General features: G+C 68.8%; 18 protein-coding genes. 11 read left to right on the forward strand and 7 right to left on the reverse strand.

The genetic code is table 11. From position 1 onward, the window contains the following. Positions 1 to 14: 14 nt before the first annotated feature. From ASD65_RS12165 to ASD65_RS12185, 5 genes are all read right to left on the reverse strand, one after another. Positions 15 to 1,028 (reverse strand): LacI family DNA-binding transcriptional regulator, encoded by a 1,014-nt coding sequence (locus ASD65_RS12165; RefSeq protein ID WP_056222997.1) that lies wholly within the window; start codon positions 1,026 to 1,028, stop codon positions 15 to 17. Between the two features lie 19 nt (positions 1,029 to 1,047). Then, positions 1,048 to 2,544, reverse strand: coding sequence for a GH1 family beta-glucosidase (locus tag ASD65_RS12170; protein ID WP_056224809.1), 1,497 nt, complete (start codon positions 2,542 to 2,544; stop codon positions 1,048 to 1,050). Positions 2,545 to 2,549: 5 nt separating this feature from the next. Continuing rightward, the gene (locus tag ASD65_RS12175) at positions 2,550 to 3,461 is read right to left on the reverse strand and encodes a carbohydrate ABC transporter permease (RefSeq protein ID WP_056222999.1); all 912 of its coding nucleotides are present in this window, start codon (positions 3,459 to 3,461) and stop codon (positions 2,550 to 2,552) included. Beyond that, complete coding sequence (locus tag ASD65_RS12180) at positions 3,458 to 4,567, reverse strand: carbohydrate ABC transporter permease (protein ID WP_056223002.1); 1,110 nt, start codon at positions 4,565 to 4,567, stop codon at positions 3,458 to 3,460. The genes ASD65_RS12175 and ASD65_RS12180 overlap by 4 nt, the downstream gene beginning before the upstream one ends. Before the next feature lie 83 nt (positions 4,568 to 4,650). Further along, positions 4,651 to 5,931: an ABC transporter substrate-binding protein gene (locus ASD65_RS12185; protein WP_056223004.1), complete on the reverse strand. Its 1,281-nt coding sequence runs from the start codon at positions 5,929 to 5,931 to the stop codon at positions 4,651 to 4,653. Positions 5,932 to 6,503: 572 nt separating this feature from the next. On the opposite strand from ASD65_RS12185, the gene purS reads away from it, so the two are divergent. After that, positions 6,504 to 6,752, forward strand: coding sequence for a phosphoribosylformylglycinamidine synthase subunit PurS (purS, locus tag ASD65_RS12190; protein ID WP_056223007.1), 249 nt, complete (start codon positions 6,504 to 6,506; stop codon positions 6,750 to 6,752). Next, positions 6,749 to 7,456, forward strand: coding sequence for a phosphoribosylformylglycinamidine synthase subunit PurQ (purQ, locus tag ASD65_RS12195; RefSeq protein ID WP_056223008.1), 708 nt, complete (start codon positions 6,749 to 6,751; stop codon positions 7,454 to 7,456). Before purS ends, purQ begins: the two co-directional genes overlap by 4 nt. 159 nt (positions 7,457 to 7,615) lie before the next feature. Here the strand turns inward: purQ and ASD65_RS12200 are convergent, their stop codons facing one another. Then, a complete protein-coding gene (locus ASD65_RS12200; RefSeq protein ID WP_056223011.1) occupies positions 7,616 to 8,047 on the reverse strand; it encodes a DUF1761 domain-containing protein in 432 nt (143 codons plus the stop codon). A gap of 90 nt (positions 8,048 to 8,137) precedes the next feature. On the opposite strand from ASD65_RS12200, the gene ASD65_RS12205 reads away from it, so the two are divergent. Then, positions 8,138 to 9,073 carry a 2-hydroxyacid dehydrogenase gene (locus ASD65_RS12205; RefSeq protein WP_235566688.1) on the forward strand — a complete coding sequence of 312 codons (936 nt, stop codon included), beginning with the start codon at positions 8,138 to 8,140 and terminating at the stop codon, positions 9,071 to 9,073. Between the two features lie 29 nt (positions 9,074 to 9,102). Here ASD65_RS12205 and ASD65_RS12210 read toward each other — a convergent pair whose 3' ends face one another. Continuing rightward, the gene (locus tag ASD65_RS12210; protein WP_056223014.1) at positions 9,103 to 9,624 is read right to left on the reverse strand and encodes an adenine phosphoribosyltransferase; all 522 of its coding nucleotides are present in this window, start codon (positions 9,622 to 9,624) and stop codon (positions 9,103 to 9,105) included. A 54-nt stretch (positions 9,625 to 9,678) separates the two neighbouring features. On the opposite strand from ASD65_RS12210, the gene ASD65_RS12215 reads away from it, so the two are divergent. The 8 genes from ASD65_RS12215 to kdpA all read left to right on the forward strand — a co-directional run bounded on the left by ASD65_RS12215 (position 9,679) and on the right by kdpA (position 18,747). Next, positions 9,679 to 11,361 carry a glycoside hydrolase family 13 protein gene (locus ASD65_RS12215; protein ID WP_056223016.1) on the forward strand — a complete coding sequence of 561 codons (1,683 nt, stop codon included), beginning with the start codon at positions 9,679 to 9,681 and terminating at the stop codon, positions 11,359 to 11,361. A 13-nt stretch (positions 11,362 to 11,374) separates the two neighbouring features. After that, entirely contained in the window at positions 11,375 to 12,403 is a 1,029-nt protein-coding gene (locus tag ASD65_RS12220; protein WP_056223019.1) for a LacI family DNA-binding transcriptional regulator, read from the forward strand. Positions 12,404 to 12,470: 67 nt separating this feature from the next. Beyond that, a complete protein-coding gene (locus tag ASD65_RS12225) occupies positions 12,471 to 13,691 on the forward strand; it encodes an amidohydrolase (protein ID WP_056223022.1) in 1,221 nt (406 codons plus the stop codon). Between the two features lie 79 nt (positions 13,692 to 13,770). Then, a complete protein-coding gene (locus tag ASD65_RS12230; RefSeq protein ID WP_056223024.1) occupies positions 13,771 to 15,882 on the forward strand; it encodes an APC family permease in 2,112 nt (703 codons plus the stop codon). A gap of 10 nt (positions 15,883 to 15,892) precedes the next feature. Beyond that, complete coding sequence (locus ASD65_RS12235) at positions 15,893 to 16,699, forward strand: esterase/lipase family protein (protein ID WP_056223027.1); 807 nt, start codon at positions 15,893 to 15,895, stop codon at positions 16,697 to 16,699. Between the two features lie 121 nt (positions 16,700 to 16,820). Next, positions 16,821 to 16,973: a hypothetical protein gene (locus tag ASD65_RS19055; protein WP_156378864.1), complete on the forward strand. Its 153-nt coding sequence runs from the start codon at positions 16,821 to 16,823 to the stop codon at positions 16,971 to 16,973. Then, positions 16,970 to 17,059 (forward strand): K(+)-transporting ATPase subunit F, encoded by a 90-nt coding sequence (gene kdpF, locus ASD65_RS19060; protein WP_156378865.1) that lies wholly within the window; start codon positions 16,970 to 16,972, stop codon positions 17,057 to 17,059. The genes ASD65_RS19055 and kdpF overlap by 4 nt, the downstream gene beginning before the upstream one ends. Then, a complete protein-coding gene (kdpA, locus tag ASD65_RS12240; protein WP_056223030.1) occupies positions 17,059 to 18,747 on the forward strand; it encodes a potassium-transporting ATPase subunit KdpA in 1,689 nt (562 codons plus the stop codon). Before kdpF ends, kdpA begins: the two co-directional genes overlap by 1 nt. Positions 18,748 to 18,749 lie beyond the last annotated feature (2 nt).

Below are 18,749 nucleotides of genomic sequence, written 5' to 3' on the forward strand. Positions count from 1 at the left end.
CAAAGGGGAAAGAGCTAGACCGACTCGCGCTCGATCAGCTCGGTCTCCAGGATCGTCACACGCTGCGGGTCGCCTCCGGCCAGCAGAGCCATCAGCACGGCCGCCATCTTCTCGCCCTGCTCGAACGACGGCTGGCGCATCGTGGTCAGCTGCGGCGTGACGGAGGTCGCGACCGGCGAATCGTCGAACCCGATGATCGCGATGTCGTCGGGCACCCGCAGCCCCTCGGCCGCCAGCACCGACAGCGCGCCGCGCGCCATCAGGTCGCTCGCGACGAACACGGCATCCGGCCGGTCCTCGCGCGCCAGGATGCGGCGCATCGCGGCGGCTCCGCCGTCGGCCGTGAAGTTGCCGTCCTCCACCGGACCCTCTTCGAGTCCGGCGGCGGCGAGCGCCTCGCGGTAGCCGTCCAGTCGGTCGACCCCCGCGGGCATCGTCAAAGGCCCGGTGACCATGGCGATCCGGCGATGACCGCGCGCGATCAGATAGGCCGTGGCATCCCGACCGCCCATGACGTTGTCGACGTCGACGTAGTACGCGTTCTCACGCTCGCGCACGGGCCGGCCGCCGTAGACGACCGGCACCGCGGCCGCGATCCGGTCGATGAAGCTGTCGCTGGTGTGGTGCGACACGATGATCGCCCCGTCGATGCTGCCCCCGCGCACGTAGCTCGTGGTCTTGTCGCCGGGGTCATCGCTGGCGATGAACAGGTTCAGGACGTAGTCCGAGCGCCGCAGCCCGGCGTTGATGCCCGAGACGATGGAGGCGAAGAACGGGTCGCCGAAGAACCTCGTGGTGTCCTCCGGAACGATCAATGCGATCGCGTGCGTCTGTCGGCTCGCGAGCGACCGGGCAGCGCGGTTGGGCACGTAGTTCAGATCGGAGATCGCCCGCCGCACCGATTCCAGCGCGTTCGGGCTCACCGCCGTCGAACCGTTCACGACACGGGACACCGTCGAGCGGGAGACCCCCGCTGCCGCGGCGACCTCCTCGATCGTGACGGCTCCGTGGATCGCCCCCGCACTCATCTGGTCCTCGTCTCTCGGCCTACTCCGCTGGTCCCGGTGCCACGTCCAGCGCGCGCTGCGAGATGATCCGACGGTAGTCGCGTCCGCTGTCCTTGAGCGCACGCTCCTGCGTGTCGTAGTCGACCCACACGATGCCGAACCGCTTGTCGTAGCCCCACGCCCACTCGAAATTGTCCAGGAGCGACCAGTAGAAGTATCCCCGCACATCGACGCCGGCGTCGATCGCGTCGAGGATCGCACCGAGGTGGACGCACAGGAAGTCGGTGCGCTCGGGGTCGTGCACCCGGGTCTCGCCGTCCTCGACGACAGTCGCGTCATCGTATGCCGCGCCGTTCTCGGTGACGTAGAGCACGGTGCCGGCCGGCTTCGCGTACTCATCCCAGACCCGCTCGAGCAGTCGCGTGAGGCCCTCGGGCTGCACGTCCCAGTGCATGGCCGTCTGCGGCAGACCGCGGTCGTACCAGTAGATGCCCTCCGACGCGGGGAACGGCGACGCGGTCGCTCGCTCGGTCGGGGCATCCCCACTGCGCTGCGGCGTGACCGGCGGCCGCGCGCCGACCAGTTCGCCGTGGTAATAGTTGACGCCGAGGGCGTCGATGCGGGTCGCGATCGTCTCGAGATCGCCCGGGCGGATCGCCTCCTCGAGGGCGGCGACGGATGCCGGGTCCACCGCGCGGATCTCCTCCACCACATCGGAGGGGTACTCACCGCGGAACACCGGGTCCAGGAACCAGCGGTTGAAACGGCCGTCGATCTTGCGCGCGGCGGCGATGTCCGCCGGATCGTTCGGGTCGGCGGGGTCGGCCACCGTGAGGTTGAGGGTGATCCCGAGATCGAGCGACGCGTCGCGGCGGCGCAGCTCGCGCACGGCCTGACCGTGGCCGAGCATCAGATGGTGCGCGGCGAGCATGCCCTCGGTCACGCTGTAGTGACCCGGCGCGTGCACCCCGGCGGTGTAGCTGAGGAACGACGAGCACCACGGCTCGTTCAGCGTCGTCCAGACCTTGACCCGGTCGCCGAGCGCCTCGTGCATGTCGAGCGCGTACTCGGTGAAGCGGTCGGCGGTGTCGCGGTTGGTCCAGCCGCCGCGGTCCTGCAGCGCCTGCGGGAGGTCCCAGTGGTACAGCGTCAGCCACGGCAGGATGTCGGCATCCAGCAGTTCGTCGACCAGGCGCTTGTAGAAGTCGACGCCCTGCGGGTTGATGTCGCCGCCGTCCGGACGCACGCGCGACCACGAGGTCGAGAACCGGTACGTCTGCAGTCCCATGCTCTTCATGAGCGCGACGTCTTCCGGGTAGCGGTGGTAGTGGTCGCACGCGACGTCGCCGGTGTCGCCGTTGATCACAGCGCCGGGCACACGGCAGAACGCATCCCAGATGGAGGCGCGACGGCCCTCTTCGAAGGCCGCGCCCTCGATCTGGAACGCGGCGGTGGCGGCGCCGAAGAGGAAGTCGGTGGGAAACGGTCGAACTGGCACAGCCACGGTCGCGGTGGTCCTTTCGGTGGTGGCGGTCATCGAAGTCATCCCTTCACCGCTCCGGCCATGATGCCACTGACGAGCTGCTTGCCGGCGAAGATGAAGAGGATGAGCAGGGGGATCGTCGACAGCAGTACGCCCGCAAGGACGACCGAGTAGTCGACGAAGTAGTTGGACTGCAGCAGCGACAGCGCCACCGGCAGTGTCGGGTTCTGCCGGTCGAGCACGATGAACGGCCAGAAGAAGTTGTTCCACGACGACACGAACGTGAACAGTCCGAGCATCGCCGCCGCCGGGCGTGCGGCGGTGACGCCGATCGTCCAGAAGGTGCGGAACGAGCTCGCGCCGTCGACGCGCGCCGCCTCGATGAGTTCGTCGGGCACGGCCTGCTGCAGGTACTGCGTCATCCAGAACACGCCGAACGCGCTGGTCAGCGCCGGGATGATGATGGCGCCGATCTGCCCGGTCCAGCCGATCTCGCTGAACAGGATGTACAGCGGCACCACTCCGAGCTGCATCGGCACGGCCATGGTGGCCACGACGAAGATGAGCAGCCACTTGCTGCCGCGGAAGCGCAGCTTTGCGAACGCCCAGCCGGCGAGGGTGGAGAAGAAGACCACGGATGCCGAGATCAGCGCCGAGCTGTAGATCGAGTTCGCGAGGGCCTGCCAGAAGTTCACGGCGGGGTCGTTGATGACCTTTGCGGCGTTGTCGAAGAAGTTGCCGCCGGGCAGCCACGACATGTTCGGGTCACGGATGGTGCCGGCGTCCCCCGACCCGATCAAGAGCGACCAGTAGAAGGGGAACACCGCGGCGATGAGCACGACGGCGAGCGAGCTGTAGACGAACCATCCGGGGCGCGACCCGCGGATGTGGCGCGGCCGGCGGCGACGCTTCTCCTCGGCGGGGATCTGGTCGTCCTGGACATGGAGCGGGACGCGGGCGACGGTGCTCATCGCTCTCCCTCCTCTCGGGGACGGGGATCGGATGCCGGGATGCTGCGGGACGCGGCATCCGCTGCCACGGCGCGACGCGCCTCCCGGGCGGCGAACCGCCGATCTCGGCGCGACAGCGAGCCGCGGGCGCCTTCATCGCGGACCAGGCCGCGCGTGACGAACAGATTGATGATGCCGATCACCAGGATGATCAGGAACAGGATCCAGGCCAGCGCCGCGGCGCGGCCGAAGTTCCACTCGCCCCATCCGATGTCGTACAGCCACAGGGTGATGGTGAGCCATTGGTAGTTGGCGCCGCCGGTGCCGTACTGGTCGTACATGCGCGGCTCGTCGAAGATCTGCAGGCCGCCGATCGTCGAGGTGATGATGACGAAGATGAGGGTGGGGCGCAGGCTCGGCACGGTGATGGCGAAGAACTGGCGCATCTTGCCGGCGCCGTCCACGGTCGCGGCCTCGTAGTAGTCGCGCGGGATCGCCTGCATCGCGGCGAGCAGGATGAGGGTGTTGTACCCGGTCCAGCGGAAGTTGACCATTGTGGCGATGGCGATGTGGCTGGCGAACGCGTTCGAGTGCCACGGGATCGGTGCGATGCCGATGTTGCCCAGCAGCGTGTTGATGATGCCGTACTTGTCGCCGAACATGTTGCTGAAGATCAGCGCCACCGCGACGGGGGCCATCACGTAGGGGACCAGCACGCCCATGCGCCAGAACGTCTTGGCGCGGATGTTCTGATCGAGCATCGCGGCGATGAAGACGGCGAGGATCAGCTGCGGCACAGTCGACAGCAGGAAGATGCTGAACGTGTTGCGCAGTGCGATCCAGAACTTCGGGTTGCCGAGCACGTAGGCGTACTGCTCGAAGCCGACGAACGTGCCGCTGCCGCGCACCAGGTCCCAGTCCATGAACGAGATCACGGCGGTGTACGCGATCGGGAACAGCCCGATCACGATGAAGAGGAGGAAGAACGGCGAGATATAGAGGTAGGGCGAGAGCTTCATGTCCCACGAGGCGGCACGGCGGCCGAAGCCGATCCGCTTTGGTTCGCGTGGGGGCCGGTCCTCGGCTCGTGCCGAGCGTGCGCGCGGCGGGGTGGTGGTCGTGGTCACGACTGTCCTCGATTCATCGTCCCCGGGCAGGGGGAGGATGCCGCGGACCCGGGTCTCGGCCCGGGTCCGCGGCATCCGAACTGCTACTTGATCGCGTTGACTTCAGAGACCCACTGGTCCCATGAGGTCGCGGCGTCCTGCGTTCCGTCCTCGACGCGGGTCAGAGCCTTCTGCATCGCGTCGTTGATCTGGAAGTAGAACGCGCCCTTGAACGGAGCGACGGTCACGGCGTTCGCGCGGTCGGTGAGGATCTGCCCGACCGGAGCGTTGTTGAAGAACTCGTTCGTCGACTCGAGCAGAGTCGGGTCGGTGAGCGCCTCGTTCTGGCTCGGGAACGTGCCGGCGTTGGTGAACGCCTTGATCTGCTGCTCGGGAGCGGTCAGCCAGTCGGCCAGCTCCTGTGCCGCCGCGACGTTCTCGCCGTTGGCGGGAACGGTCAGGTACGAACCGCCCCAGTTGCCGCCGCCGTTGGGGAACACGTTGGCGATGTCCCACGTGGTGACATCCTCGGCGTTGCCGGAGATGACGCCGAGCATCCAGCCCGGGCACAGCATCGTGGCGAACGCGCCGTTGGACAGGCCGGCGAACCAGTCGTCGGACCACTGGCCGAGGTGAGCGGACTGCGTCGCGCTGGCGTCGAGCACCTGGTCGTAGATGTCCTTGACCTCGGGGTTCTCGGTGGCGATGATGTCACCGGTCTTCGGGTCCTCGTAGGCTGCCTCGACCTGGTTGATCATGCCCTGGTAGGTGCCGCCTGCGGAGTCGAAGAACGCCTTGCCCGTTGCTGCGGTGTAGGTGTTGCCGACCTCGAAGTACTTCGCCCAGTCACCCTCGAGGAGAGCGGCGACCTCGTCGCGGTCGGTCGGGAGACCGGCGGCGGCGAACAGGTCGGAGCGGTAGCAGATGCCCTCAGGGCCGATGTCGGTGCCGTAGCCGATGAGGTTGCCGTCGGGGTCGGTGGCGGCATCCACCTTCCAGTCCAGCCAGCGGTCGGTCAGGTCGGCCGGAACCGGCGCGAGCAGGTCGGAGTACTTCATGACCTCGGGCAGCCAGTCGACCTCGATGGCCTCGACGTCGGCGAGGCCGGTCTTGCCGAGCTTCTGGAAGTAGTTCGCGCGGGCGTCGTTGGAGGTCGCCGCCTTGTTCTGCACGACCTTCACGTTCGGGTGCTCCTTCGTGTACTCGGCGAGAAGCTCGTCGGTGTACCCGAAGTCGTTGAACGTGGCGACCGTGAGGGTGATCTCCTTGTTCGGGTCGGCGGTCGGCGTGGTGCCGCCACCGGATGCGCAGCCCGCGAGAACGAGGGCTGAAACGGATGCGGCAGCGGTCAGGATCGCCGTGCGCCGCAGTGCGCGTGAGTTCACGTGTCACTCCTTTGTGGTGTGGGGGTGGTGCCTGTGTGCGTGGGCCGCTTCCCCGGGCCGCGACCGTCGGATTGATTCGGACGACCGTGGTGGGAGCGCTCTCACCGGACGCTCAGTACGATATGGGAGCGGTCCCACGACTGTCAAGGGAGCGCTCCCATGACCGGGTCACGATTCGATCACGCCGCCGTCCACCGCCGTCGCCGCCCGCGCTCCGACGCGCTCCGATTCCCGCGTGCTCACCCACTCGCGAGGTCACGAGAAGTGCGCGCCCACGAGGGCGCCGGCGTGCACTTTCTGCGAGCTCGCGGTGGGGTCGGAGTGCGCACCATCCACCACGCACCACCTACTACCCCTCGCGACCCACCACCACCCCTCGCGACCCGCCACCCGCCACCCGCCACCCGCGACCCGCGACCCGCGCGAGGCGACCCGTGCGAGCTCACAAGAAGTGCACGCTCAGCAGGGCTGGACCGGGCCGTTCTTGTGAGCTCGCGGGTGGGGTCTGGGCTCTGCGTGGGCACACGTAGACTGGGAGGGATCCCCTGCCCGCGACATCCGGAGCGTCTCACATGCCCACCATCGTCGTCGACGTCATGCCCAAGGCCGAGCTGCTGGACCCGCAGGGGAAGGCCGTCGCCGGCGCCCTCGCCCGGCTCGGCGTGGACCAGTTCACCAGCGTGCGGATCGGCAAGCGTTTCGAGCTGACCGTCGAGGGCGAGGTCGGCGAGGACGTCCTGGCCAAGGCCCGCGAGATCGCCGACGAGATCCTCTCGAACTCGGTCATCGAGGACGTGGTCGGCGTCGAGGTGGTCGAATGACCGCCCGCATCGGCGTCATCACCTTCCCGGGCTCGCTCGACGATCGCGACGCGCAGCGCGCCATCCGCGTCGCCGGTGCCGAGCCGGTCGCCCTCTGGCACGGCTCGCACGACCTCGAGGGCGTCGACGCCCTCGTGCTGCCGGGCGGCTTCAGCTACGGCGACTACCTGCGCGCCGGCGCGATCGCGGCGCTCGCGCCGATCATGAGCGAGGTGAAGGATGCCGCGGCCAAGGGCATGCCCATCCTCGGCATCTGCAACGGCTTCCAGATGCTGGTCGAAGCGCACCTGCTTCCCGGCGGTCTGATCCGCAACGCGCACCAGCAGTTCATCCGCCGCGACCAGCGACTGCGCGTCGAGAACGCGTCGACCGCCTGGACCAGCGACTTCGAGGTCGGCCAGGAGATCGTCATCCCGTTGAAGAACGCGGACGGCGGCTACATCGCGGATGCCGAGACTCTGGCACGCGTCGAAGGCGAAGGCCTCGTCGCCTTCCGCTATCTCGGGATCAACCCGAACGGCTCGCTCGATGACATCGCCGGCCTGACCAACGAGCGCGGCAACATCGTGGGCCTCATGCCGCACCCCGAGCACGCGGTCGAAGAGGGCTTCGGCCCCGACACCCGCAACGCCATGCGCTCCGGTGTCGACGGACTCGCGTTCTTCACCTCCGCGATCGCCGCTGTGGTGGGCGCCGCGGCCTGAGCCGCGGCATCCGCCCGACGACTCGCTCGACGGACGCGCTCGTACGCGGCACTTCCGCACGCTCGCTTTCGCCGAGACTGCACCCGCGCGTCCAGCCAGCGGGTATCGCCCGCAGTCTCGAAGTCCCGTTGCAGTCTCGCGGGGAGAACCCGGGCGGGGTCAGACGGTGCCGGCGGGCGGCCAGACTCCGATGAGGATGGCCATGATCACGACCGTGACGAGCTCGTGCGCGATGTTCAGCACGGTCAGCGATGTCGGCCGGCCTTCGAAGGCGTCGTGCGTGATGAAGCGGGCCGCGGTGAAGCCCGCCCACAGCAGGATCGCCGTGACCAGCGCCGCCACGAAGTAGCTGCCGCCGTAGAAGTGCCACGCGATGGTGGTCGCGCCGGCCAGCACCCACGCGGTCACGAAGCTGACCAGCACCGTCACGATGATCGGCAAGGTGGCGCTCATTCCGGGCCGGTTCATGTCGACGTCGGCGAGCTTCGCCCAGCGCGTGCCGAAGACCTTCGGCGTGTACCAGATCGAGCCGACGACCATGCTCGAAGCCGTCGCCAGCAGCACCGCCCAGTAGTTGATCTCGGGAATCATCTGCGTCTCCTCGCTGTAGGCCTGCGCGGGGAGCGTACCGCGGGAAGACGTCGCGACCTCGGCTCCGCGCCGTATCGATAGCGTGGACGGGTGACCACCGGCATCCCTTCCCTCATCGTGTCCGTTCCGACCGCGGAGCTCGCGGCCGCACTGCAGCCACTCCCGGAGGGGGTGGACGTGCACGTCTGGACGATGAAGGACCCCGCCCCGAGCGAGCGCCTCGACATCGTGGTGCCGCCGTACATGAGCCTGGCGCGCGTGCTGCCGATCCTCGAGACCATGCAGGTCGGGCTCGTCCAAGGCCAGTCCATCGGCTACGACGGGGTCGAAGCTCTATTGCCGGCCGGCTTCGTGTTCGCGAATGCCTCGAGCGTGCACGAGACCTCCACCGCCGAGCTCGCGCTCGCCCTCACGTTGGCCGCGCAGCGCCATCTCCCGCAGTACATCCGCGCGCAGGACGAGGGCCGCTGGGCCCCGGACTTCGCCACGAGCCTGGCCGATCGGCGCGTGCTGCTGCTCGGCTACGGCGGTGTCGGCAAGGCCGTCGCCGCACGGCTCGCGCCGTTCGAGGTCGAGCTGACGGTGGTCGCCAGCCGCGCCCGCGAGGAGGACGGGATGCCGGTGCACGGCGTCGACGAGCTGGCGGCGCTGCTCCCCGAAGCTGAGATCGTCATCGTCACGCTGCCGGGTGGCGACGCGACCCGGCACTTGGTCGATGACGCGTTCCTGACCGCTCTGCCCGACGGCGCCCTCGTGGTCAACGTCGGCCGCGGGACACTCGTGGACACGGCCGCCCTCGTCGACCACGTCGAGCGCGGCCGGATCCGCGCCGCGCTCGATGTCACCGACCCGGAGCCGCTGCCCGCGGATCACCCGCTGTGGACGCTGCCCGGCGTACTCATCGCCCCGCACGTGGGCGGGGCATCCAGCGCCATGCAGCCACGCATCGCGCGCCTCGTTCGCAGGCAGATCGAACGGATGCTGGCCGGCGAGCAGCCGCTGAACATCGTCATCGACCACCGCTGAGTCCGAGCGCGAACGCGGACCTGCCCGGCTCAGACCCGGTAGACGGCGTGCACGTCGCCGGCGATGGCGCGGCCGCCGAGGGCCTCGAGCTCCATCAGCACCGAGGTGCCGGCCAGCACGCAGCCGACCGTGGCGATGAGCTCCTGGCCCGCGCGTAGCGTGCCACCGGTGGCCAGCACGTCGTCCACCAGCAGCACGCGGGTGCCGTCGGGCATGTCGTCGTGGATCTCGATCGTCGCGTTGCCGTATTCGAGCGAGTACGCGACGGATGCCGCGGGCCGCGGCAGACGGCCGGCCTTGCGGATCGGCACGAGCCCGACACCGGCGGCGACCGCGACGGCTCCGGCGAGCAGGAACCCGCGCGCCTCGACTCCGGCGACGACGTCGAATGTGCCGGCGAAGGGCTCGATCATGGCGTCGATCGCCACACGCAGCGCCGCGGCATCCGCCAGCAGCGGCGTGATGTCGCGGAAGAGCACCCCCGGTTCGGGGTAGTCGGGGATCGACGCGATCAGGGACTCGACGCGGGCAAGCTCTTCGGGTGACGGCACCCGCCCACACTACCGATGGGCGCCTGTGCAAGCGCTTGCAGTAGCCTGGACCGCATGACTTCGCTCGACACCTCGGCGCTCTCCCGCAACGCGACCCCCGGCTCGGAATGGTGGCGCTCCGCCGTCATCTACCAGATCTACCCGCGCTCCTTCGCCGACGCGAACGGCGACGGCATCGGCGACCTGCGGGGCATGACCGCGCGGCTGGACAGCCTCGCCACCCTCGGTGTCGACGCGCTCTGGCTCTCACCGTTCATGGTGTCGCCGCAGAAGGACGCCGGCTACGACGTCACCGACTACTGCGATGTCGATCCGATCTTCGGCACCCTCGCCGACTTCGACGAGCTCCTCGCCGCGGCCCATGCCCGCGGCATCCGTCTGATCGTCGACCTCGTTCCGAACCACTCGTCCGATCAGCACGTCTGGTTCCAGGCGGCCCTCGCCGCGGGCCCGGGCAGCCCCGAGCGCGCGCGCTACATGTTCCGCGACGGCAAGGGCCAGCACGGCGAGCAGGCGCCGAACAACTGGGAGTCCGTGTTCGGCGGCCCGGCGTGGACGCGCATCACCGAGGCCGACGGCACGCTCGGCCAGTGGTACCTGCACATCTTCGACTCCTCGCAGCCCGACTTCGACTGGTCCAACCCAGAGGTGCAGGAGGAGTTCCGCCGCATCCTCCGCTTCTGGCTCGACCGCGGTGTCGACGGCTTCCGCGTCGACGTGGCCCACGGCCTGGTCAAGGCCGACGGACTGCCCGACTACTTCCCGCGCGCGGCGGGCGACTCCATGGGCGGCGACACCGACGACGTGCCCTACTGGGGCCAGGAGGGCGTGCACGAGATCTATCGCGACTGGCATAAAGTGCTCGCCGAGTACGACGGCGACCGTGCCCTGTGCGGCGAGGCCTGGCTGCCGACCGTCGAGGAGATGGCGAAGTGGGTGCGTCCGGGGGAGATGCAGCAGACGTTCAACTTCGGCTACCTGATGAGCGACTGGAAGCCGGACACGCAGCGCCGGATCATCGCCGAGTCCATCGCGGCCTTCAGCGCGGTCGGCGCCCCGAGCACGTGGGTGCTGTCCAACCATGACGTCGTGCGGCACGCCAGCCGCCTCGCCCTGACGGCCGAGAACCCGCAGGGCCACGGCATCGGTCCGGACTCCCCCGGCAAGCCGATCCCCGAGCTCGGCCTCCGCCGCGCCCGCGCGGCGACGGCGCTCATGCTCGCCCTCCCCGGCTCCGCGTACCTCTACCAGGGCGAGGAGCTCGGCCTGCCCGAGGTCATCGAGCTTCCCGACGACGCCCGGCAGGACCCGACCTGGTTCCGCACGCACGGCGAGCGATACGGCCGCGACGGCTGCCGTGTGCCGATCCCGTGGGAAGCGGATGCCCCGGCCTACGGCTTCAACACCACCGGCGCGGCCTGGCTGCCGCAGCCGCCCGAGTGGGCAGAACTCGCCCGCGACGTGCAGACGACGGATGCGGCATCCACCCTCGCGATGTACATCGAGGCCCTGCGACTGCGCCACGCGCACGACCTCGGACTCGGGTCGGTCGAATGGCTGGACGGCTACAAGCGCAAGGTCGTCGCGTTCCGCAACGGCGATGTGACGGTGCTGACCAACTTCGGCAAGAAGCCGCTCGAGCTGCCCGAGGGCGCGCGCGTGGTGCTCAGCAGCGAGCCCCTCACAGGGTCCGCCGTGCCGCAGGACGTCACCGTGTGGCTGACCGCGGCGAACTGACAGCGCGTCCGCCATGGTCAGCATCGATGAGGTCGCCCGGCATGCCGGAGTCTCCACCGCCACGGTCTCTCGCGCGCTGAGCGGGCGGGGACACGTGTCGGTGGCGACGCGCGCCCGGGTCGAGGCGGCCGCGCAGAGCCTCGGGTACGTCGTGTCGGCGTCGGCGTCGAGTCTGGCGTCGGGACGCAACCGCAGCATCGGGGTGCTCGTGCCCTTCATCGACCGCTGGTTCTTCCGCACTGTGCTCAGCGGCGTGGCCGCCGCGCTCATGCAGCGCGGCTACGACGTCACGCTGTACAACCTCACCGCCGACCGCGAGCAGCGGCAGAACGTGTTCGACACGTTCCTGCGCCGCCAGCGCGTCGACGGCATCATCGCGATCTCGATCGAACTCGGTGAGGCCGAGATCGAGCGGCTGCTCGAGCTCAACCTGCCGGTGATCGCGATCGGGGGACCGAATCCGGGGCTTTCCACCCTGATGGTGGACGACACGGCCGTGGCCCGCCTGGCCACCGAGCACCTGCTCGGACTGGGGCACCGTGACATCGCCCACATCGGTGCGAGCCCCGAGTTCGACATCGACTTCCACATCCCGACACGACGGCGCCAGGGCTTCGAGCAGGCGCTGGCGGATGCCGGCATCCCCGCCCATCCATCCCTCTACGAGCCGGCCGACTTCACGATCGAGGGCGGATTCCGCGCGGCCATGCAGCTGCTGGAGCGGCCCGGGAAGCGCCCGACCGCGATCTTCGCCGCTTCCGACGAGATGGCCATCGGTGCCTTGCTGGCCGCACGGGATCTCGGATTCCGCGTACCCGCCGACCTGTCCGTGATCGGCATCGACGGCCACGAGCTCGGTGAGTTCTTCCAGCTCACGACGGTCGACCAGTTCCCGCTCGGCCAGGGCGAGCGGGCCGTCGCCGCCATCCTGGCGGAGCTCGAACCCGCTTCGGCGGGCACCGCGGAAGATCCCGTCGAGCCCCACCCCACGCTTCCGTTCGAGCTCGTCATCCGCGGCACGACCGGCCATCTCGACCTGTAGTCGCGGCATCCGCTCGTCCCGAAACACCTCTTACCCTCGTCCCCGGAGGACGCTTTAGGCTCGGGGCATGACCATCGACCTCGAAGCGCTGTACATCGACCTGCACCGCCACCCGGAGCTGTCCTTCCAGGAGACCCGTACCGCCGGTGTCATCGCGCAGCATCTCACCGACCTCGGCATCGAGTTCGAGGAGGGCATCGGCAAGACGGGAGTGGCGGCGGTCATCCGCAACGGCGAAGGACCGGTCGTCTGGCTCCGCGCCGACATGGACGCACTGCCGGTTCCCGAGGCCACCGGCCTCGCGTATGCGAGCACCGCGCGTGGCACGGACCCGTCCGGTCTCGACGTACCCGTCATGCACGCGTGCGGTCATGACATGCACGTCACGGCGATGCTGGGTGCGCTCGAGCGTCTCGTCGCGACCAAGAGCGAGTGGGCGGGCACCATCGTCACCGTCTTCCAGCCCGCCGAGGAGTACGGCGCCGGCGCACAGGCGATGATCGCCGACGGCGTTCTGGAGCGCTTCCCGACCCCCGACATCGTGCTCGGCCAGCACGTGACGCCGCTGCCCGCCGGCACGATCGGCGTCCGCCCCGGCACCCAGATGGCCGCTTCCGACGGGCTCACCGTGACGCTGCACGGCCGCGGCGGCCACGGCTCCCGCCCGCAGTCCACGATCGACCCCGTCGTCATGGCCGCGGCCACGGTGATGCGCCTGCAGACCATCGTGTCGCGCGAGGTCGACCCCCGCGACGTCGCCGTCGTGACGGTGGGGTCGATCCACGCGGGGCTCAAGAACAACATCATCCCGGCCGAGGCGAAGCTCGAGCTGAGCCTCCGCTACCCCGACGACGAGGCACGCGCCCGTGTGCTGGAGAAGGTCGAGCGCATCGTCCACGCCGAGGCCGCGGCATCCGGAGCCGAGCGGCCGCCCGTGATCGTGACCGACCACACGCTGCCGCCGACCATCAACGACGCCGACGCGACCGCGCGACTGGTCGCCGCGTTCGACGGTGCGTTCGGCGACGGCGCGGTCGTGGACCCGGGCATGTTCACCGGCAGCGAGGACGTCTCGTGGTTCGCCCGCGAGGCCGGCGTCCCGCTCGTGTACTGGTTCTGGGGCGGGGTGGACGTGCAGTTGTACGCGGATGCCGAGGCCGCGGGCACGCTCGAAACCTCCATCCCGACCAACCACTCGCCGTTCTTCGCACCGGTGATCCAGCCCACGCTGAGCCGTGGAGTGGACGCGCTGGTCGTCGCCGCACGGGAGTTCCTGGACACCCCGTAAGCGGAACGCAAGGAATCCGTTAGGTCACGGTTCCCGCAACGCCCGCCCGTCACGTTGCATCGGACCTGGGACAGGCGTAGTGTCGCCCGCCGTGACGAATGACAGTCGCGAACCGGGAGATGCGTCCCCGATCGCCAAACGGCTCCTGATCGGCGACCCTCTCACGTCGGAGAAGCTCGACGACCAGCTGCTCCCCAAGAAGATGGCTCTGCCCATCTTCGCGTCGGACGCACTGTCGTCGGTCGCGTACGCGCCGCAGGAACTTCTGATGATCCTGATGATCGGCGGATTGAGCTTCCTGTCGTTCAGCCCGGCGGTCGCGGCAGCGGTGATCGTGCTGCTGATCGTGGTCGTGGTCAGCTACCGCCAGCTCATCAAGGCATACCCGTCCGGTGGCGGTGACTACGAGGTCGCGTCCAAGAACCTGGGCGAAGTGCCCGGTGTGGTCGTGGCATCCGCTCTGCTGGTGGACTATGTGCTGACTGTGGCGGTGTCGGTCGCGTCCGGCGTCGACAACATCATCTCGGCGATCCCGGAGCTGAACCCCCTGCGCGTCGAGCTCGCCGTGTTCTTCGTCATCATCATCGTCATCGTGAACCTGCGCGGTGTGCGCGAGGCATCCCTCGTGTTCGCTCTGCCGACGTACATCTTCATCGGCTCGGTCTTCCTGATGATCGTCGTCGGCATCGCCCGAACGGTCCTCGGCGACCCGCCCGTCGCCTCCAGCGCCCAGTACTCCGTGGAGGCTGAGAGCCTCGGCCAAGCGGCCGTCATCCTGCTGATCCTGCGCGCGTTCTCCAGCGGCTGTTCGGCTCTGACCGGTGTGGAGGCCGTCTCCAACGGCGTGCCCGCGTTCCGCAAGCCGAAGGTGCGCAACGCGCAGATGACCCTCACGCTGATGGGCGGCATCGCCATCTGCCTGTTCGCCGGCCTGACGGCGCTGGCCCTGATCTCCGGCGTGCACTATGCCGAGAACCCGTGTTCGCTCATCGGCTTCGACTGCGCGAACAATCCGCAGCCGAGCCTGATGGCCCAAGTGGCCTCGGCGACGTTCGGGATGGGGTCGATCCCGTTCTACATCATCCAGGCGGCCACCGCCCTGGTGCTGCTGCTGGCCGCCAACACGGCCTTCAACGGCTTCCCCCTGCTCGGCTCGGTGCTCGCCCGCGACGGCTACGCCCCGAAGGCGCTCAACACCCGCGGCGACCGCCTGGTCTACTCCAACGGCATGATCATCCTCGGCCTCGCCGCGATCGCCGTCCTGATCGTGTACCAGGCGAACCTCACGACCCTGATCCAGCTCTACATCATCGGTGTGTTCGTCTCGTTCTCCCTGGGCCAGATCGGCATGGTGCGACATTGGCGGCGAGCGCTGCGCGAATGGCGGGCGCTCCCACCGAAGGAGGCCGCTCAGGAGGCGGCGATGTCCGCGCGACGCAGCGCCAAGATCGGTCTCGTCATCAACTCCGCGGGCGCGACCCTGACGGTGTTCGTGCTGCTGATCGTGACGATCACCAAGTTCACGCACGGCGCCTGGCTGGTGTTCATCGCCATCCCGATCCTCGCGACGCTGATGATCGGTGTGAACCGGTACTACCGAGACGTCGAGCACGAGATCACGGTCGACGACGAGACGCACTTCGGCTCGGAGGGGGATGTCGCGATCATCCTCGTCAACCGCCTGCAAAAGCCCGTCATCAAGGCCATCGACTACGCGTTGGCCGCGAAACACGAGAAGACCTTCGCGGTCCACGTGTCGACCACGCCGGAGGAGACCGACTTCCTCCAGAAGCAGTGGGCCGAGCACGAGATCCCGGTGCCGCTGATGATCATCGACTCGCCGTATCGGACGTTCGCGAGCCCGGTCGCCGGCTTCATCAAGGAGTACCGCAAGAAGCACGGCTCGTCGGTGGTGACGGTCTATCTGCCGCAGTACATCGTGGGGCACTGGTGGGAGTCGCTGCTGCACAACCGTCGCGCGCGGCGCATCGCGAACGACCTCATGCTCGTGCACGGGGTGTCGATCACGCTCGTGCCGTGGCTGCTGGATTCGACCGAGCTCATCTACGGCCGCCGGTCGCGCGTGCTGCCCGGCCAGGAGCGCTCCGGCCTCCCGCAGAACCAGGCCGCGCACCACGCGCGGGTGTCTCGGCCGGCAGGCCCACCGGAGAGCTCGGGGACCGACTCGTAGACTGCGTCTCATGACCACCGGCGAGCAGCGGCCGAACCTCCTTCTGCGCGCCGTCTGGTGGGGTCTGGACTACATGTACGCCGGGCGTCGCCAGCTCGCGTTCCTCGCCGGCCCGTGGCGGATCGGCACCCGGCCTGTGCCCCCTGCCTGGCGCACAGGGTCCGACGAGCTGCCGGAGGTCATCCTGCTGCCCGGCGTCTACGAGCACTGGACGTTCCTGCGCCCGCTCGGCGACGCCCTCAACGCCGCCGGCCACCGCGTGGGCGTCGTCCACGGTCTCGGCACCAACCGCCGCAACATCCCCGACACCTCGGCGCGTCTCGGCCGCGACCTCGAGAAACGGCCGGCCTCACCCTCGGGCCGTGTGCTCGTGGCACACAGCAAGGGCGGACTCATCGGCAAGCACCTGCTGGTGTCCTCCGGCGCGGCAGCGGCCGCCGCCGATGCCGCGGCCAGCGGTGAAGACCCGGCGGATGCCGCAGCCACGTCGCCGACGGGCAATCCGCTCGGCTTGCTCGGACTCGTCGCCATCTGCACCCCGTTCCACGGATCGAAACTGGCCGGGCTGTTCATCGTGCCGAGCATCCGCGCCTTCCTCCCCGACGACGAGACGATCGTGTCGCTCGGTCGCGAGCAATCCGTCAACGGTCGCATCGTGTCGATCTTCGGCAGATTCGACCCGCATATCCCCGACGGCAGCGCGCTGGACGGGGCCACGAACGTGCTCGTCCCCACGTCCGGGCACTTCCGTGTGCTCGGATCGCGCCGCACGCACTCCGCCGTACTGGACGCCATCCGCCTGCTGTCCGCCGACTGAGCAGCGCGTTCCTCGGCTCGCCGTGAGGGTCCCGTATGGGTTCCCTCCCGGCCCGTGTGGAAACCGTAAGGACGTCCGATGGGCGCCTGAACGAGGTGTTGCATCGGATGCCGTGCCCCTTGTGGCATCCGCACCACAGCAGTCGTGCGGCATCCGTGCCGGCTCGCGCCGGCCGAAACGGGAGTCTCCTGTGCTCGATGTGATCTATCTCGTGGCCACGCTGGCGCTTTTCGCGCTCGTGGCGCTCATCGCGAAGGGGGTCGAACGACTGTGATCGTGTTCTCGATCGTCGCCGCCGTCCTCGCCGTCGCCGCCATCGCCTACCTGGTGGTCGCCCTCGTGAAGCCGGAGCGGTTCTGATGGGCCCGGATGCCGCGACGATCTGGCTCGGAGTCCTCCAGTTCGCGACCCTTCTCCTGATCCTCGGGCTGCTCTACCGTCCCCTCGGCGACTGGATCGCCCGCACGTATACGAGCGCGAAGGACTGGCGCGTCGAGCGCGGTCTCTACCGCATCGTCGGCGTCGACCCCCGCGCGGAACAGACCTGGGGCGCCTACGCCCGCGGGGTGCTGATCTTCTCGCTCATGGGCTTCCTGTTCGTCTACGCCCTGCAGCGCTTCCAGGCGGTCCTCCCGTACAACCTCGGCCTGCCCGCCGTGCCGGAGGGGCTCGCGTTCAACACCGCGGCATCCTTCGTCGCCAACACGAACTGGCAGTCCTACTCGCCCGAGCTGACGATGGGCTACACCGTGCAGCTCGCCGGGCTCGCGGTGCAGAACTTCGTGTCGGCCGCGGTCGGCATCGCCGTCGCGATCGCCCTCGTGCGCGGCTTCGCCCGTCGCGGCTCCAGCACCCTCGGCAACTTCTGGGTCGACCTGGTGCGCGGCATCACCCGCATCCTGCTGCCGCTCGCCGTCATCGGCGCGATCGCGCTGATGATCGGCGGGGTCGTGCAGAACTTCAACGGCTTCACCGAGGTGTCCACGATCACCGGGGGCACTCAGGTGCTGCCCGGCGGGCCGGTCGCCTCGCAGGAGGTCATCAAGGAGCTCGGCACCAACGGTGGCGGCTTCTTCAACGCCAACTCGTCGCATCCGTTCGAGAACCCCACCGCGTGGACGAACGTGCTCGAGATGCTGCTGATCCTCGCGATCCCGTTCGCGATGCCCCGCGCTTTCGGCAAGATGGTCGGCGACAACCGCCAGGGCTACGCGATCCTCGCCGTCATTGGCACCCTGTTCCTGGTCACGGTCGTCGCGGGAACGTGGCTGGAGGCGCTCGGCAACGGCACCGCCCCGCAGCTCGCCGGCGCCCCGATGGAGGGCAAGGAGCAGCGGTTCGGTCTGTTCGGCTCGACCCTGTTCGCCGGCGTCACGACCCTAACCTCCACAGGCGCGGTCAACTCGATGCACGACTCGTACACGGCCCTCGGCGGCATGATGCCGATGATCAACATGATGCTCGGCGAGGTCGCCCCCGGCGGTGTCGGCTCGGGTCTGTACGGGATGCTGGTGCTCGCGGTGATCGCCGTGTTCGTCGGCGGCCTGCTGGTCGGACGCACCCCCGAGTACCTCGGCAAGAAGGTGGGCCCACGCGAGATCAAGCTCGCCAGCCTGTACATCCTGGTCACGCCGACCCTCGTGCTGCTGGGCACCGCGCTCAGCTTCGGCATCCCCGCGATCGCGTCCGACGTCGAGAACGTCTCGATCTGGAACCCCGGCGTGCACGGCATGAGCGAGGTGCTCTACGCGTTCACCTCGGCCGCGAACAACAACGGGTCGGCGTTCGCCGGCCTGACCGCGAACACCCCGTGGCTGAACACCGCCCTGGGCGTCGCGATGCTGCTGGGGCGCTTCATCCCGATCGTGCTCGCCCTCGCGCTGGCCGGCTCCCTGGCCGCCCAGTCCACCCGTCCCACGACGGTCGGCACCCTGCCCACGCATCGCCCGCAGTTCGTCGGCCTCCTGGTCGTCGTCTCGGTGATCATCACGGCTCTCACCTATTTCCCCGTTCTCACGCTGGGTCCCCTGGCGGAAGGTCTCGTCTGATC

It is taken from the genome of Microbacterium sp. Root61 (assembly GCF_001427525.1).
Lineage (GTDB): Bacteria > Actinomycetota > Actinomycetes > Actinomycetales > Microbacteriaceae > Microbacterium.

Bases quoted from the DNA above. Each gene is read 5' to 3' on its own strand.
- ASD65_RS12165 (WP_056222997.1), bottom strand. From the start codon at position 1,028: ATGAGTGCGGGGGCGATCCACGGAGCCGTCACGATCGAGGAGGTCGCC.
- ASD65_RS12170 (WP_056224809.1), bottom strand. From the start codon at position 2,544: ATGACCGCCACCACCGAAAGGACCACCGCGACCGTGGCTGTGCCAGTT.
- ASD65_RS12175 (WP_056222999.1), bottom strand. From the start codon at position 3,461: ATGAGCACCGTCGCCCGCGTCCCGCTCCATGTCCAGGACGACCAGATC.
- purS (WP_056223007.1), top strand. From the start codon at position 6,504: ATGCCCACCATCGTCGTCGACGTCATGCCCAAGGCCGAGCTGCTGGAC.
- purQ (WP_056223008.1), top strand. From the start codon at position 6,749: ATGACCGCCCGCATCGGCGTCATCACCTTCCCGGGCTCGCTCGACGAT.
- ASD65_RS12200 (WP_056223011.1), bottom strand. From the start codon at position 8,047: ATGATTCCCGAGATCAACTACTGGGCGGTGCTGCTGGCGACGGCTTCG.
- ASD65_RS12215 (WP_056223016.1), top strand. From the start codon at position 9,679: ATGACTTCGCTCGACACCTCGGCGCTCTCCCGCAACGCGACCCCCGGC.
- ASD65_RS12220 (WP_056223019.1), top strand. From the start codon at position 11,375: ATGGTCAGCATCGATGAGGTCGCCCGGCATGCCGGAGTCTCCACCGCC.
- ASD65_RS12225 (WP_056223022.1), top strand. From the start codon at position 12,471: ATGACCATCGACCTCGAAGCGCTGTACATCGACCTGCACCGCCACCCG.
- ASD65_RS12235 (WP_056223027.1), top strand. From the start codon at position 15,893: ATGACCACCGGCGAGCAGCGGCCGAACCTCCTTCTGCGCGCCGTCTGG.
- kdpA (WP_056223030.1), top strand. From the start codon at position 17,059: ATGGGCCCGGATGCCGCGACGATCTGGCTCGGAGTCCTCCAGTTCGCG.